Origin of the sequence: Streptomyces synnematoformans (genome assembly GCF_039531005.1) — a bacterium.
Taxonomy (GTDB): domain Bacteria; phylum Actinomycetota; class Actinomycetes; order Streptomycetales; family Streptomycetaceae; genus Streptomyces; species Streptomyces synnematoformans.
The window spans coordinates 1-14,972 of record NZ_BAAAPF010000178.1; the positions used below are offsets into that span (position 1 = coordinate 1).

Consider the following 14,972-nt stretch of genomic DNA (forward strand, 5'->3'; position numbering starts at 1 on the left):
TCCGGGCCGTCGCCGAAGATCGACCGGTACGCCCGGTCGACGGCGCGTTCGCGGGCGGCGAGCACCTTCGCCGGGGCGGCGACGTCCCACGCGGCGGGGACGTAGCGGCCGGTCATGGCGGGGTTGAAGCTGTAGAACGCCGCGGTGACGACTGCCTCGCCGACCGGGCCGAGGGGCGCCGCGCGCCAGGCGAAGTACGAGGGCCAGCGGTCCTCGGTCCGGTATCCGAGGGCGGCGGCCTCGTCGAAGGCGTCGGGGGCGTAGTAGAGGACGGCGTGCAGCGGTTCCAGCAGGTGCCAGAGCTGTCGTACGCGCTGGTGCGTCAGTTCTTCCGGCATGGCGTGCTCCTCGGTTCCGTATCCGAATCTTTTCACTGACTAGATTGCCTCGCAGACGCACAACTTGTCAATGACTAGATTCTCGTGGAGGATGCCCCCCATGACCGGTCACCGCCCCTACCACCACGGCAACCTGCGCCGCGCCGTCCTCGACGCCGCGCTCGACGTCATCGCCGACCAGGGCCCCGGCGCCGTGAGCCTGCGCGACCTGGCCCGCCGCGCGGGCGTCTCGCACGCCGCGCCGGCGCACCATTTCGGGGACCGCGCCGGGCTGCTGACCGCGATCGCGGCCGAGGGCAACGGGCTGCTCGCGGAGTCGCTGGAGGCGGCGGCGGACCTGGCGGACCTGGGCGTGCGCTACGTACGGTTCGCGCTGGCGCACCCGGCGCACTTCCAGGTGATGTACCAGCCCCACCTGCTGCACGCGGACGCCCCGGCGCTGGCGGCGGCCCGCGACCGCGTCGACCGCACCCTGCGCACCGCCATCGCCGCCCTCCCCGAGCCGGACCGCGGCCCCGACCCGGAGTCCGCCCGCCTGGCCGCCTGGTCGGCGGCCCACGGCTTCGCCACCCTGGCCCTCAGCGGCAGCCTGGACACCGCCCTCGCCGGCCGGGACGACCCGGCAGAGGTCTTCCGCGCGCTCACCCCCCTGATGTTCAACCCCGCGGCGCGATGAGTCCGGGGCGCCGGGATGGTCTCTGCTTACGGAAGCCGTACCGTCGCACCACAGGGAGCACCATGATCATCATTGCCGGGGCGCTGCGCGTCGACGCCGCCGACCGGGACGACTACCTGGCCGGCTGCGCGCAGATCGTCACGCGGGCGCGCGAGGCCGCCGGGTGCCTGGACTTCGCGCTCTCCGCCGACCCGGTCGAGGCGGACCGGGTCAACGTGTACGAGCGCTGGGAGACCGACGAGGACCTGCACCGCTTCCGCGGCACCGGCCCGGACGCCGGCCAGACCGCCCGCATCCTCGACGCCGACGTGCACAAGTACCGCATCGCCGGCGTCGAGGCCCCGTAGCCACCCGGCGCGCGCCCTGTGCCGGATGCACGGCGTGCGCGAACTCTGGTCCGCCGACCGCGACTTCAGCCGGTTCCCCGGCGTCCGGATGCGCAACCCCCTGGGTGGGGAGGGCTCGTGAAGCCCTCTAGTTCTGCGCCTCCGGCTTGTGTGCGGAGAAGATCAGACGGCCCGCCACGCGGAGTGTGATGTCGACGTAGCCCAAGGTCTGCAGGCGCACCAGGAACGCCGCCGGCTCCACCGGGTTGTAGGTGTCGCCCGCGTGGAACTCGTGCAGCGACGGGCTCGGCAGGCTGTCGGCGCCGACGAGGACGCCGCCCGGCCGCAGGACCCGCAGGATCTCCGCCAGCAGGCGGTTCTGGAGCGCCGCCGTCGGCACGTGGTGCAGCATCGTGAACGACGCCGCGGAGTCGAAGGAGTCGTCGGCGAACTCCAGCGCGGTCCCGTTCCCGTGGCGGACCGCGACGTTCGTCCCGGCGTAGCGGTCGGCCAGCCGCGCCGCCGCCTCGGCCTCGACCTCGACCGCGACCAGGCGGTCGACCCGGCTGCGCAGCCACTCGGTGGCGGCACCCGGCCCGGGCCCGACCTCAAGCATGTCCCTCCCCAACTCGGCACGGGCGACCGCGTCGGGGAGCACGTCCTCCTGGAGGTGTGCGGCCCACTCGGGGCTCGCGCACAGCTCGGCGTGGTTGGTGTTCATGGCGGCAACGCTAGGGAGCTGCGCCCCCGTCTCAAAGGCCGTACGCTGCCACGTGATGTCGGGAAACGGACAGGTGGGCGTGCTCGCCGTCGGGACTCACGCCATGCCGGCGGGCACGCGGTTCGAGCGGCACACCCACCGGACGCACCAGCTGGCCTGGGCCTCCAGCGGAACGCTCGCCGTCGTCGCCGGCGCCCGGACCTGGGTGCTGCCGACCACGAGGGCGCTGTGGATCCCGGCCGGGGTGCCGCACGAGGTGACGTCGGCGAGCCACAGCACCATGACCTCGCTCTACCTGCCCGCGGCCACGGAACCCGTGCCGGCACCGGCGTGGGACAGGCCGCGGCCGATCACGGTCTCCCCGCTGCTCGCGGAACTCATCCGCTACCTGGACGACCAGGCGCTGAGCGCCGCGCGCCGGGCCCGCGGGGAGGCGCTCGTCCTGGACCTGCTGGAGCCGGTGGCGGTCACCACGCTCGACACCCCTCTGCCCGCCGACCCCCGCGCCCGCGAGGTGGCGCAGGCGCTCCTGGACGATCCGGCGTGCCCGCACTCGCTCGATGCCTGGGGCCGCCGGGTCGGCGCCTCGGGGCGCACGCTCGCCCGGCTCTTCCTGTCCGGGACCGGCATGTCCTTCGGCCGGTGGCGCACGCTCGCCCGCCTGCAGGCGGCACTGCCCGCGCTGGCCGCCGGTGAACCGGTGAGCCGGGTGGCGCGGGCGGTCGGCTACGAGACCGTCAGCGCGTTCGTCGCGGCCTTCCGGCGCGAGACCGGTGTCACGCCGGGCGCGTACTTCCGCACCCGCCGGTAGCGTCCCGTGGCCCGACCGAGGACCGGGCACCGGGCCCGGCGACCTGGCCCGGCGGACCTGGCCGCCCGGCGGACCGGGCCCGGCGGACCGGGCCTACGAGTCCAGCACCGTCGTCAGCAGCTCGCCCACCCACGCCAGCAGTTCGCGGCCCGTCAGCGGCTGCGCGCCCAGCTGCTTCGGCTTCGGGCGGTCCACCAGGATCTGGTTCAGCGCCGGCTTCACCACGGCGCCCGGGTACAGCCGCTTCAGCCGCAGCTCCTGCGACTCCCGCAGCGTCACCGGGGCGAAGCGGATCCGCGAGCCCTGCAGCGTGATGTCCGCGACGCCGCAGGCGCGGGCCAGCATGCGCAGGCCGGCGACCAGCAGCAGGTTCTCCACCGGCTCCGGGAGCGGGCCGTAGCGGTCGGCCAGCTCCTCGCGGACCGCGCGGACGTCGTCCTCCGTCGTCGCGGAGGCGATCGCGCGGTACGCCTGGAGGCGCAGCCGCTCGCCCGGGGCGTAGTCGTGCGGGACGTGGGCGTCGACCGGCAGCTCGATCCTGACCTCCGGCGGCGGCTCCTCCTCGGCACCGCCCTCCAGCGTCGCGCGGTAGTCCGCGACGGCCTCGCCGACCATCCGCACGTACAGGTCGAAGCCGACGCCGGCGATGTGCCCGGACTGCTCGCCGCCCAGCAGGTTGCCCGCGCCGCGGATCTCCAGGTCCTTCATCGCCACGTACATGCCGGCGCCCATCTCCGTGTGCTGCGCGATGGTGGCGAGCCGTTCGTGCGCGGTCTCCGTCAGCGGCTTCTCCGGCGGGTACAGGAAGTACGCGTAGCCCCGCTCGCGGCCGCGGCCGACGCGGCCGCGCAGCTGGTGCAGCTGGGAGAGGCCGAAGGTGTCGCCGCGTTCGACGATGAGGGTGTTGGCGTTGGAGATGTCGATGCCGTTCTCGACGATCGTCGTGGAGACCAGCACGTCGAACTTCTTCTCCCAGAAGTCGACCACCACGCGCTCCAGCGACGACTCCGACATCTGCCCGTGCGCCGTGGCGATCCGCGCCTCCGGCACGGCCTGCCGCAGCCGGGCGGCGGCCCGGTCGATGGACTCCACCCGGTTGTGGATGTAGAAGACCTGGCCCTCGCGCAGCAGTTCGCGGCGGACGGCGGCGCCGATCTGCCTCTCCTCGTACGGGCCGACGAACGTCAGCACCGGGTGCCGCTCCTCCGGCGGCGTGGTGATGGTCGACATCTCGCGGATGCCGGTGACCGCCATCTCCAGCGTGCGCGGGATCGGGGTGGCGGACATCGTCAGCACGTCGACGTTGGCGCGGAGCTTCTTCAGCTGCTCCTTGTGCTCCACGCCGAAGCGCTGCTCCTCGTCGACGATGACCAGGCCCAGGTTCTTGAACCGGGTGTCGGACGAGAACAGCCGGTGCGTGCCGATGACGATGTCGACCGACCCGTCGCGCAGCCCGTCGAGCACGGCCCTGGCCTCGGCGTCCGTCTGGAACCGGGACAGCGCCCGCACCACCACGGGGAACTGCGCGTACCGCTCGGAGAACGTGCCCATGTGCTGCTGCACCAGCAGCGTCGTCGGTACGAGGACGGCGGCCTGCTTGCCGTCCTGCACCGCCTTGAACGCCGCCCGCACCGCGATCTCCGTCTTGCCGTAGCCGACGTCGCCGCAGATCAGCCGGTCCATGGGGACCGGCTTCTCCATGTCCTCCTTCACCTCGGTGATGGTGGACAGCTGGTCGGGCGTCTCGATGTACGGGAACGCGTCCTCCAGCTCCCGCTGCCAGGGGGTGTCCGCCGCGAAGGCGTGCCCGGGGGCGGCCATGCGGGCGGAGTACAGCTTGATGAGGTCGGCGGCGATCTCCTTGACGGCCTTCTTCGCCCGGGACTTGGTCTTGGCCCAGTCGGAGCCGCCGAGCCGGTGCAGCGAGGGGGCCTCGCCGCCGACGTACTTGGTGACCTGGTCGAGCTGGTCGGTGGGGATGTACAGCCGGTCGCCGGGCTGGCCGCGCTTGGCCGGCGCGTACTCCACGAGCAGGTACTCGCGGGTGGCGCCCTGGACGGTGCGCTGCACCATCTCCAGATAGCGCCCGACGCCGTGCTGCTCGTGCACGATGTAGTCGCCGGCCTGCAGCGTCAGCGGGTCGATCTGCTTGCGCCGCCGCGCGGGCATCCGCGCGCCGTCGCGGGCGGCGGTCTTCTGCCCGGACAGGTCGGTCTCGGTGAGCACCGCGAGCTTCAGTTCCGGGGCGACGAAGCCGTGGTCCAGCTCGCCGCACGAGACGTGCACGACGGACGGCGCGAGCGCGTCGGGGCCGGGGCCGAGGTCCGCGTCGAGGCGGGCGGCGATGCCCTCGCCGCCGAGGACCTCGGCGGTGCGCTGCGCGGGGCCGTGGCCCTCGGTGAGGTAGACCACGCGCCAGCCGTCGGCGAGCCAGCCCTTGGTGTCGGCGAGCGCGCGGGCGGTGTCCCCGCGGTACATCTCCGGGGCGTGCAGCCCCAGCTCCAGGGCGTCGTCCTCCAGCTCCGCGCCGGCGGAGAAGGGGCTCACCGACCACCACATCATGCCCAGCTCGCGCGCGTGCTCGCGGACGTCGGCGATGCCCCACAGCGACGCCCGGCCCAGCAGCTCCAGGTCGATCGGCGCCTCCCCGCCCCCGGCCGACGCGGCCCACGACGCCTGCAGGAACTCCTGCGACGTGGCCACCAGGTCGGCGGCGCGGGTGCGCACCCGCTCGGGGTCGCAGGACACCGCCATGCTGCCGGCCGGCAGCACGTCGAGCAGCAGCTCCATGTCGTCGACGAGAACGGGCGCCAGGGACTCCATGCCCTCCACCGCGATCCCCTCGGCGATCCTGCCGAGCAGCTCGCCGAGCTGCGGGTGCCGTACGGCGAGGTCGGCGGCGCGGGCCCGCACGGACGCGGTCAGCAGCAGCTCGCGGCACGGCGGCGCCCACAGGCCGTGCTCCGCGACCTCCAGGGAGCGCTGGTCGGCGACCTTGAAGTAGCGGATCTCCTCGATGTCGTCGCCCCAGAACTCCACCCGCAGGGGATGCTCCTCGGTGGGCGGGAACACGTCCAGGATCCCGCCGCGCACCGCGAACTCGCCGCGTTTCTCCACCAGCTCCACCCGGCTGTACGCGGCCGCCCCCAGCGCCTGCACGGTCTCGTCGAGATCGGCGGTCCCCCCGCTGCGCAGCGCCACGGGCTTCAGGTCGCCCAACCCCCTGACCTGCGGCTGGAGCACGGAGCGTACGGGCGCGACGACGACGGACACCGGGCCGGCGGCCGGGTCGTCCGGGTCCGGGTGCGCCAGCCGGCGGAGCACGGCGAGGCGGCGGCCGACGGTGTCGGAGCGCGGCGACAGCCGCTCGTGCGGCAGGGTCTCCCAGGCCGGGTACTCCACGACGGCGTCCTCGCGGCCCGGCGGCATCAGCGAGCGCAGGGCGGCGGCCAGGTCCTCGGCCTCGCGGCCGGTGGCGGTGACCGCCAGCACCGGCCGCCCGGTGCGGGCGGCGAGCGCCGCCAGCACGAAGGGCCGGGCGGCGGGCGGCCCGACGAGGTCGACGTGCGGCCCGGCGCCGCCCTCGGCGGCCGTCACCGCCTCGGCGAGGGCGGGGTCGCGGACGACGGCGTCGAGCAGGCCGTGCAGGCTCATGGGGCATCCGCTCCGGGTGGCTGGGTGGTGGCTGGGGCTGGGGGCTAGGGCTGGGGCTGGGGCTGGTGGCTGGCCGGGCAGAGGTGCCGGCCGGGCCCGCGGCTGGCGCCGCGGGCAACGCGAACGGGCCGAGGCGGCGAGCGCCCCGGGGGTCTCCAGCCTACGACGCCGCGCCGACACCCCGCGCCCCGAGCCGGAAGCCGCAGCTACCGCCGCGGAACCCCCACCCCGGCCCGTACCGCCGCCGCGCTCCCCTAGGGGCCCGCCCCGGCCGGAAAGCAGGGGCCGGGTCCTCCGTCCGGCCGACGGGACCGGCCGCCGTGCTTTCTAGCCTGGTCAGGCCGGTCGGCGGCGGGGCTCCGCAGGCCGGCGGGGGGTCCGTCCCCCGTGCGGGGGTGGGGATATCCCCACACCGGATACGGCGCCGGGCACCAGGGATTTCGCGCCCGCCGCCCACGAGACTCGAAGCACCACGAAGAAGCCACGAACCAGCGACGAACCAGCCACGCAGAGCCACGCAGAAGCCCGCCGCGGAAGCCACGCGGGGGCCGCTGACGGACAGGTTCCGCAGACGAAGGAGACACGACAGTGACCACGGCTGTAGCGACGCGCACGGCCGTCGCCGCACGAGCGCGACAGGTGACCAAGGCGTACGGCTCGGGGGAGACGCGGGTCCTCGCTCTCGACAACGTCGATGTGGACATCGCCAGGGGCCAGTTCACCGCGATCATGGGGCCCTCGGGCTCCGGCAAGTCGACCCTCATGCACTGCCTCGCCGGACTCGACACGGTCACGGCCGGCCGCATCTGGATCGACGAGACCGAGATCACCAGGCTGCGGGACAAGAAGCTGACCCAGCTGCGGCGCGACCGCGTGGGCTTCATCTTCCAGGCGTTCAACCTGCTGCCGACCCTCAACGCGCTGGAGAACATCACGCTGCCCATGGACATCGCCGGCCGCAAGCCCGACCAGCAGTGGCTGCAGCGGGTCGTGGACACCGTGGGCCTGTCCGGGCGGCTCAAGCACCGCCCGAGCCAGCTCTCCGGCGGCCAGCAGCAGCGCGTCGCCGTCGCCCGCGCGCTCGCCGCCCGGCCGGAGATCATCTTCGGCGACGAGCCGACCGGCAACCTCGACTCGCGCTCCGGCGCCGAGGTCCTCGGCTTCCTGCGCCGCTCCGTGGACGAGCTGGGCCAGACGATCGTGATGGTCACCCACGACCCGGTCGCCGCCGGCTACGCCGACCGCGTCCTGTACCTCGCCGACGGCCGCATCGTCGACGAGATGTGGAACCCCACGTCCGAGCAGGTCCTGGACCGCATGAAGTCCTTCGACACCCGGGGCCGGGTGGCCTGAGATGACCGTCGTCAAGACATCACTGCGCAACTTCTTCTCCCACAAGGGGCGCATGGCGCTGTCCGGGGTGGCGGTCGTGCTGTCGGTGGCGTTCGTGTGCGGCACGCTCGTCTTCTCCGACACCATGACCACCACGTTCGACCGGCTGTTCAACACCACCGCCTCCGACGTGCGCGTCAGCCCGAAGAACGCGGGCAACGACGACAGCGAGTGGGGCCGCAAGCCGCAGCCGACGCTGCCGGCGGCGAACCTGGCGCACGTCGAGAAGGCCGACGGCGTCGAGTCCGTCGAGGGCGAGGTGTCCAACGACGCCATCACCGTCGCCGACGCCGACAACGACAACCTCGGCTCCGAGACCGGTGCCCCCACCATCGGCACCAACTGGGACCGGCTGGAGCGGAAGGCCGCCGAGATCACCACCGGCCACGAGCCGCGCGGCCCCACCGAGGTCGTCATCGACGCGGACGCCGCCGACAAGCACGGCGTGGAGATCGGCGACAAGATCCGCACGATCGCCGACCCCGGTTCGTTCACCTCCGAGGTCGTCGGCATCGCCACCTTCAAGATCACCAACCCCGGCGCGACGATCGTCTACTTCGACACCGCGACCGCGCAGAAGAAGCTCCTCGGCAAGCCCGACGTCTACTCCTCGATCAACGTCACCGCCGCGTCCGGCGTGAGCAACGAGGAGCTGAAGGCCACCGTCGAGAAGTCCGCGGCCGGCTTCACCGACCCGGTCAAGGTGCAGACCAAGGACGAGGTCGTCAAGGAGAACAAGGACGACCTCGGCGGCTTCCTCGACGTCATGAAGTACGCCATGCTCGGCTTCGCCGGCATCGCCGTCCTCGTCGGCATCTTCCTCATCGTCAACACCTTCTCCATGCTCGTCGCCCAGCGCACCCGCGAGCTGGGCCTGCTGCGGGCCATCGGCGCCGGCCGCCGCCAGGTCAACCGTTCTGTGCTGGTCGAGGCGCTGCTCCTCGGCGTCATCGGCTCCGTCCTCGGCGTCGGCGCGGGCATCGGCATCGCCGTCGGGCTGATGAAGCTCATGGGCGCGGTCGGCATGGAACTCAGCACCTCCGACCTCACGATCAACGCCGCCACCCCCGTCATCGGCATCGTCCTCGGCGTCGTCGTGACCGTGCTCGCGGCGTGGCTGCCGGCCCGCCGGGCGGGCAAGGTCTCGCCGATGGCCGCGCTGCGGGAGGCCGGCACGCCGGGTGACCGCAGGGCCGGCGCCGTGCGCACCACGCTGGGCCTGCTGCTGACCCTGGCCGGCGGCGGGCTGCTGTTCCTGACCGCGCAGGCCGACGAGGCCGCGGACGGCGCGATGTACCTCGCGGGCGGCGTCGTGCTGTCCCTGCTGGGCTTCATCGTCTTCGCGCCGGTGCTGGCCGGGCTGCTGGTACGGGCCCTCGCGGCCGGCGTGCTGCGGATCTTCGGCCCGGTGGGCCGCATGGCCGAGCGCAACGCGCTGCGCAACCCGCGCCGCACCGGCGCCACCGCCTCGGCGCTGATGATCGGTCTTGCGCTGGTCGCCTGCCTGTCGGTCGTCGGGTCCTCCATGGTCGCCTCGGCGACGGAGGAGCTGGACAAGTCGGTGGGCGCGGACTTCATCATCCAGTCCGACATGGGCCAGCCGATCGTGCCGGAGGCCGCGCAGGTCATCGACGACGCCCCGCACATGGAGCACGTCACGCACTACAAGGCGCTCGACGCGGACCTGACGCTGCCGGACGGCGAGACGGTGAAGGAGTACGGCCTGACCGCCGCCTCCAAGACGTACGCGCAGGACCTCCGTACGGAGACCGTGCACGGCGAACTGTCCGACGCCTACCGGAAGAACAGCATGTCCGTCGGCGAGGACTTCGCGAAGGACCACGGGCTGAAGGTCGGCGACACCCTCACCGTCGACTTCGAGGACGGCCGCACGGCGGAGCTGACGCTGCGCACCGTCACCTCCTCCGACACCACGCTCGACGCGGGCGCGGCGTACCTGAGCCTGGCCACGGCGAACGACTACATCGAGCCGGGCGACATGCCGCGCAACGACATCATGTTCGGCAAGGCGGCGGACGGCCAGGAGGAGGCCGCGTACGCGGCGCTGAAGAAGGCGATGGACCCGTACCCGCAGTACAAGGTCCGGGACCAGACCGACTTCAAGCAGGAGCTGAAGGACCAGGTCGGGCAGATGCTCAACCTCGTCAACGGGCTGCTGGCGCTGGCGATCATCGTGGCGGTCCTCGGGGTCGTCAACACCCTCGCGCTGTCGGTGATCGAGCGGACCCGGGAGATCGGGCTGGTGCGGGCCATCGGGCTGTCGCGCAGGCAGCTGCGCCGCATGATCCGGCTGGAGTCGGTGGTGATCGCCCTGTTCGGCGCGCTGCTCGGGCTCGGGCTCGGCATGGCCTGGGGGACCGCCGCGCAGCAGCTGCTGGCGCTGGAGGGCCTGAAGGTGCTGGACATCCCCTGGCCGACGATCGGGGTGGTGTTCGCGGGCTCGGCGATCGTCGGGTTGTTCGCGGCCCTGGTGCCGGCGTTCCGGGCCGGCCGGATGAACGTCCTGAACGCCATCGCGACCGAGTAGCGGCGGTACGCGGTGGTGGGGCCCGGCGGAGCTGGTGGGCGTCGCCGGGCCCCGTGCCCGTTCCCGGAACGGGGGGCGCCGGTCACGGGCGACCCGTGCCACGTACGGGGGGGCAGCGGTCACGGGTGGTCCGCGGAGAGCGGGCCGCGGGCAGCGGCCTGCGGAGAGGCGCCGGTTACGGCGTCCAGACGATCGGGTCGTCCTCGTAGTCGTCCTCTTCGTAGGAGGCGCCCTCGACGGCGGCGCCCGGCCCGGCGCCCTGCAGCCGCTTCGTCTCGTACGTGGCGCCGGCCTCGGCGAACTCGTCGGGCGCCTGGCCCTCCGCGCAGCCCTCGATGTCCGCGCCGAAGACCGTGGCCCCCGTGTCGCCGCCGTCCGCGGTGGTGCCCCGCAGGTTCGGCGGGTACGAGCCGCCGAGGTCGCTGCCGTCCGCGTTCTCGATCGTGAACTCGACGCAGAACGGCGTGATGTCCGGGTCGCCGTTCTCCCCGAGGGCCGCGTCGAAGGCCGCCTTGTCCACGTCCGACACGCCGGTGACGGTGATCCCGATGTGGCCGGTGGCGCCCGCCCTGTCGTACGGGACGACGGCGCGCTCGCCGATCTTCAGCTTCGTGCCCGGCGGCGTCACCTCGACGTCCTTCGGCGCGGCGGCCGGGCTCTCCTCGGCGTCGGCCTCCGGGTCCTCCGCCTCGGGCTCGGGCGCGGCGTCCGAGGCGTCCTGCCCGGCCCCGGTCTCCGAGTCCGCCGCGGCGGAGTCGGAGTCGTCGTCCGAGCAGCCCGCGAGGGCGAGCGCGGCGGAGCTGACCAGCGCCAGCACGGTCATGCGAGTTCGGTTCACTTCGGTGATGCCTTTCGGAAATGCGCGGTCGCGCGCGCGGTCTCGCGGATCGGCGCATGAGAGGAATGCGTGAAGGACACGAGTGCGATGCCGCGCACGCGGATTCGTGTCGCGACCCACGGTGGCATCCGGGACCGCGTCAGGTCGTTGACGCTCTGAGGACACTTTCTTGACGATGCGTCCACGGCGGTCACCCGATCCGGGTAAAGGGCGGGTAAACGGATGCTCTACGCTCGGGTACCTGTCTCGGGGGGCTGAGGGGTGGAGGCGTGATCGGGGACGAGTTCCACAGCGACACGGTGCCGGCGGCCGAGCGGTTCGCGTACTGGCAGGACCGGATGTGCAGGCGGATGGCGGGGTTCTGCGCCGAGGAGGCCGGCCCGGCGGACGGGGGCGGGCCCGGGTTCCACGCCGAGGAGCTGGAGATCGGCCTCGGCCGGCTGGGGTTGTCGTCCCGCAGGCTCTCGTCGGTGGACGTCGTCCGCAGGAGCGCCGACGCCGACAAGGGCGGTTACCGGTTCCTGGTGCCCCTGGAGGGCACGCTGCTCACGGACTGGAACGGCCGGCTCGGCGCCTCCCGGCCCGGCACCCTCTACTTCCACGACGGCACCCGGCTCAACGCCCTCGGCCTGCGCGCCCCGGACGTCCGCGGCCACTTCCACGTGCTGACCCTCGCCATCCCGCAGGACGCCCTCACACTCCCGCCCGGCAGCCTCCGACGGCTCGTCGGACAGGAACTCCCCGCCGGCGAGGGCCCCGGCGCACTCCTGACCGGCGTCGCCAGCCAGGTCCTGGGCGGCGCCCACGCCTACCGCCCCACCGACACCGAGCGGCTGGGCACCGCGGTGCTGGACCTCGTGCACGCGTACCTCGCCCACCAGCTGGAGACGAGGGCCGGGGCGGCGCCGGAACCCGAACACCGCCGGCACGCCCTGGTCGTGCGCGCGGTGGACTTCATGCGCCACCGGCTCGCGGACCCGGAGTTGACCCCGCAGCAGGTCGCGGACGCCCACCACGTCTCGGTCAGCTACCTGCACCGGATCTTCCGCGCCCACACCGGCGGCCGCGAGACGATCGCCGGCTGGATACGCCGCCGGCGTCTGGAGCACGCCCGCCGCGACCTGGCCGACCCGGCCCTCGCCGCCGTCCCCGTACACCGGATCGCCGCCCGCTGGGGCTACACCCACGCCGCCGCGTTCACCCGCAACTTCCGTGCGGCGTACGGCGTGACGCCCCGGGAGTACCGGCACGGAGCGCCGGCGGCCACCGACGACGACCCGCGCTGAGCGCCTCCTCCGGCTAGTCGTCCGCGTGCGGTGAGGGGCCGGGAACCGTGCCGGTGGCCGGGTCCGGGTCGGGGGCGCGGCCGGTCATCGCCGTGAGCGTCGCGCGGACGTGCTCCATGTGCGCCGACAGCTCCTCGCGGCGTACGTCCGCCGCGCGCAGCGCGCGCTGCGTGTCGCGTTCGATCTGCTCCGCCTGCGCCACCGCCTCCGCCACCAGCTCGGCGCCCTGCGCCTCCGCCTCTTCGCGGCAGCGGCGCGCGTACGCCTGCGCCTCGGCGTGCGCCGTCTCCTGCTCGGCGAGGTGGGTCTCGGCGCTGCGGGTGCGGGTGGCGAGGTCGTCGTCGACGGCCTGCCGGCGCTCGCGCATCTCCTCGTCCAGCTGCCGGGCCGCGGCCGTGCGCTCGTGGTGGGCCTCGTCGAGCATCGCCGCCGTCCGGTGCTTCATCTCCGCCAGGGCCGCCGCCGCCTCGCCCGCGGTGTCCTCGACGGCCGCGTGGGCGGCGGCGAGGAGTTCCGCGGCCTCCTGCTCGGCCGCGCCGAGGGCGCTGCGCAGCCGGGCCTCGGCGTCCTCGCGCAGCGCCTGCGCCGCGCGGCGGGTGTCGGCGGTGGTCTCCTCGACGTACCGGCGCGACTCCTCCCGCGCCCGGTGCAGTTCCTCCGCGGCGCTGCCGCGCAGTTCTGCGGCCTCCTCCTGCGCCAGGTGCAGGATCTCCTGCGCGCGGGTGCCCAGTTCGGCGTAGGTCTGCTCCTTGACGTGCGCCAGCTCACCGGTGAGCCGGTCGAGGTCCTGGCTCAGCTCGCGCTCCAGGACGGTGAGGCGGGCGGCCCGCTCCCACGCGGAGTCGCGCTCCTCGCCCACGCGGGTCACCGCGGCGTCCACTTGGTCGACGCGGTAGCCGCGGCCACCGCGTACGGTGTCGAAGCTCCGAGCCGACGTCTTCACGGCGCCCATGTGATCGAGCTCCTCTCGTCCCCCCGATTCGTCCCCGACCGGCTGTCCCGCGCTCATCCTTCAGGACGCCGATGAATCGGTCATAATCTGACACCCACTCCTTTCAGGTGGTTATCGGTTGAAGAACATATGAAAGGCCCCGCCGACCGGAGTCGACGGGGCCGTTCGCGGGTGTCGGCCGGGCGCTACAGCAGGCCGTCCCAGAGCTGTTCGAGGACGACCGACCACCAGTGGTCGGGGCCCTCCAGCGCCGCCGGGTCGATCGCCGCCAGCTGGGACTGGAAGTCGACCGTCCAGCGGCCCGCCTGGTCCGGCGTCAGCCCGAGGCGCAGCCGCCACATGTGGCCGAGCATCGACAGGCAGCGCACGAACTCCGGCAGCCCCGTGTTCACGAACTGCGGCGGCGCGCTCCCGCCGCCGGGGGCGGCCTCCAGCGGCACCGCCACGATGTGCGCCGTGCCGTACTGGACGCAGAGCTGGCGGCCGAAGTCGTTGCCCATGACGAGGTACGAACCGGCGTCCGGCGCCGGCTGCACACCCCGCTCCGCCGCCAGCTCCGCCAGCGTCGGCACCGGCCGCCCGGGCTGCGCCTGCCCCCAGAAGAACGGGCCGAAGTCCATCGGCAGCCCCGCCCACACCAGCGTCTGCGCCACGATGTCCGGCACGCCCTGCCGGGCCACGGCGCGCTGGTCGTAGCGGAACACGCCCTGCGGGCCGAACGCCTGGAACAGCTCGTGCCCCAACGCCTCCGGCGGCAGCGGCGGCAGCACCGGAATCTGCCCCGGCGGCGGCAGCGGCACGCGCTGCGGGCGCGGGCGGGCCGGGCCGTCGGCGACCTGGTGCAGCTCGCCCTGGTGCTCGATGAGCTGCTGCATGCCCGCCTGCCGGGAGGCGTGGTCGCGGCCGTACGAGGCGGTGTGGCTCAGCCGCACCTGCGGCCAGGTCTCGCGGATCATGCGGGAGCAGTAGCCGCCGGGCAGGTCGCAGGGCTCCAGCTCGGTGTGCAGCTCAAGGACCTGCTGCGGCGGTACGCCCATGCCGCGCAGCTCGTGCAGGATCTGCCACTCCGGGTGCGGGGTGCCGGGCGCGGAGCGCCGCATGACCTGCTGCTCCGAGCCGTCCTGGGCGCGGTAGCGGAGGACGGCGAGGTAGCCGGGGCCGACGGTGGGGACGCCGGGGGGCGGGTAGCCGTAGCCGGCGGGCGGGGGCGGGTTCTGGCCGCCGGGCTCCCCCACAGCGCTTCGCGCGTGGGGGGTACCCCCGGGCGGCGGCATGCCGGGTGCGCCCGGTGCACCGGGTGCGCCGGGTCCGCCCGGGGCACCGGGTCCGCCGGGCGGCGGGAAGGGAGCGGCGCCGGGGGCGCCCGGAGGCGCGCCGGGGGCGGCCGGCGCACCGGGCGGCGGGGCCTGCCCGGCGGGGGGCGGCGGAGG

At 73.8% G+C, this 14,972-nt stretch carries 12 protein-coding genes; 6 read left to right on the forward strand and 6 right to left on the reverse strand.

Translation table 11 applies throughout. The features are described 5' to 3' along the window. Nucleotides 1–338: SCO6745 family protein (locus tag ABD317_RS23325; RefSeq protein ID WP_425582414.1), on the reverse strand; the 338-nt coding region annotated here is incomplete at its 3' end. A 100-nt stretch (nucleotides 339–438) separates the two neighbouring features. On the opposite strand from ABD317_RS23325, the gene ABD317_RS23330 reads away from it, so the two are divergent. Together ABD317_RS23330 and ABD317_RS23335 are read left to right on the forward strand one after the other, a co-directional pair. After that, nucleotides 439–1,014 carry a TetR/AcrR family transcriptional regulator gene (locus ABD317_RS23330; protein ID WP_344291879.1) on the forward strand — a complete coding sequence of 192 codons (576 nt, stop codon included), beginning with the start codon at nucleotides 439–441 and terminating at the stop codon, nucleotides 1,012–1,014. A 62-nt stretch (nucleotides 1,015–1,076) separates the two neighbouring features. Beyond that, on the forward strand, nucleotides 1,077–1,361 hold the full coding sequence (locus ABD317_RS23335) for a putative quinol monooxygenase (RefSeq protein ID WP_344291880.1): 285 nt from the start codon (nucleotides 1,077–1,079) through the stop codon (nucleotides 1,359–1,361). A gap of 127 nt (nucleotides 1,362–1,488) precedes the next feature. Here ABD317_RS23335 and ABD317_RS23340 read toward each other — a convergent pair whose 3' ends face one another. Beyond that, nucleotides 1,489–2,061: a class I SAM-dependent methyltransferase gene (locus ABD317_RS23340; RefSeq protein WP_344291881.1), complete on the reverse strand. Its 573-nt coding sequence runs from the start codon at nucleotides 2,059–2,061 to the stop codon at nucleotides 1,489–1,491. A gap of 55 nt (nucleotides 2,062–2,116) precedes the next feature. Between ABD317_RS23340 and ABD317_RS23345 the strand changes: the two genes are divergently transcribed. Then, nucleotides 2,117–2,872: an AraC family transcriptional regulator gene (locus ABD317_RS23345; RefSeq protein WP_344291882.1), complete on the forward strand. Its 756-nt coding sequence runs from the start codon at nucleotides 2,117–2,119 to the stop codon at nucleotides 2,870–2,872. Nucleotides 2,873–2,965: 93 nt separating this feature from the next. On the opposite strand, the gene mfd is transcribed toward ABD317_RS23345, so the two are convergent. After that, complete coding sequence (gene mfd / locus ABD317_RS23350; RefSeq protein WP_344291883.1) at nucleotides 2,966–6,526, reverse strand: transcription-repair coupling factor; 3,561 nt, start codon at nucleotides 6,524–6,526, stop codon at nucleotides 2,966–2,968. Nucleotides 6,527–7,114: 588 nt separating this feature from the next. Between mfd and ABD317_RS23355 the strand changes: the two genes are divergently transcribed. Then, complete coding sequence (locus ABD317_RS23355) at nucleotides 7,115–7,879, forward strand: ABC transporter ATP-binding protein (protein WP_344291884.1); 765 nt, start codon at nucleotides 7,115–7,117, stop codon at nucleotides 7,877–7,879. Between the two features lies 1 nt (nucleotide 7,880). Next, nucleotides 7,881–10,466, forward strand: a complete 2,586-nt coding sequence (locus ABD317_RS23360) for an ABC transporter permease (protein WP_344291885.1) — start codon at nucleotides 7,881–7,883, stop codon at nucleotides 10,464–10,466. 175 nt (nucleotides 10,467–10,641) lie between these two features. On the opposite strand, the gene ABD317_RS23365 is transcribed toward ABD317_RS23360, so the two are convergent. Next, nucleotides 10,642–11,304 (reverse strand): hypothetical protein, encoded by a 663-nt coding sequence (locus ABD317_RS23365; RefSeq protein WP_344291886.1) that lies wholly within the window; start codon nucleotides 11,302–11,304, stop codon nucleotides 10,642–10,644. A gap of 269 nt (nucleotides 11,305–11,573) precedes the next feature. On the opposite strand from ABD317_RS23365, the gene ABD317_RS23370 reads away from it, so the two are divergent. Continuing rightward, nucleotides 11,574–12,590: a helix-turn-helix transcriptional regulator gene (locus ABD317_RS23370; protein ID WP_344291887.1), complete on the forward strand. Its 1,017-nt coding sequence runs from the start codon at nucleotides 11,574–11,576 to the stop codon at nucleotides 12,588–12,590. Between the two features lie 13 nt (nucleotides 12,591–12,603). Here the strand turns inward: ABD317_RS23370 and ABD317_RS23375 are convergent, their stop codons facing one another. Together ABD317_RS23375 and ABD317_RS23380 are read right to left on the reverse strand one after the other, a co-directional pair. Then, a complete protein-coding gene (locus ABD317_RS23375) occupies nucleotides 12,604–13,542 on the reverse strand; it encodes a coiled-coil domain-containing protein (RefSeq protein ID WP_344291888.1) in 939 nt (312 codons plus the stop codon). A 185-nt stretch (nucleotides 13,543–13,727) separates the two neighbouring features. Next, a partial coding sequence (locus tag ABD317_RS23380; protein ID WP_344291890.1) for an SUKH-4 family immunity protein occupies nucleotides 13,728–14,972 on the reverse strand: 1,245 nt, incomplete at its 5' end.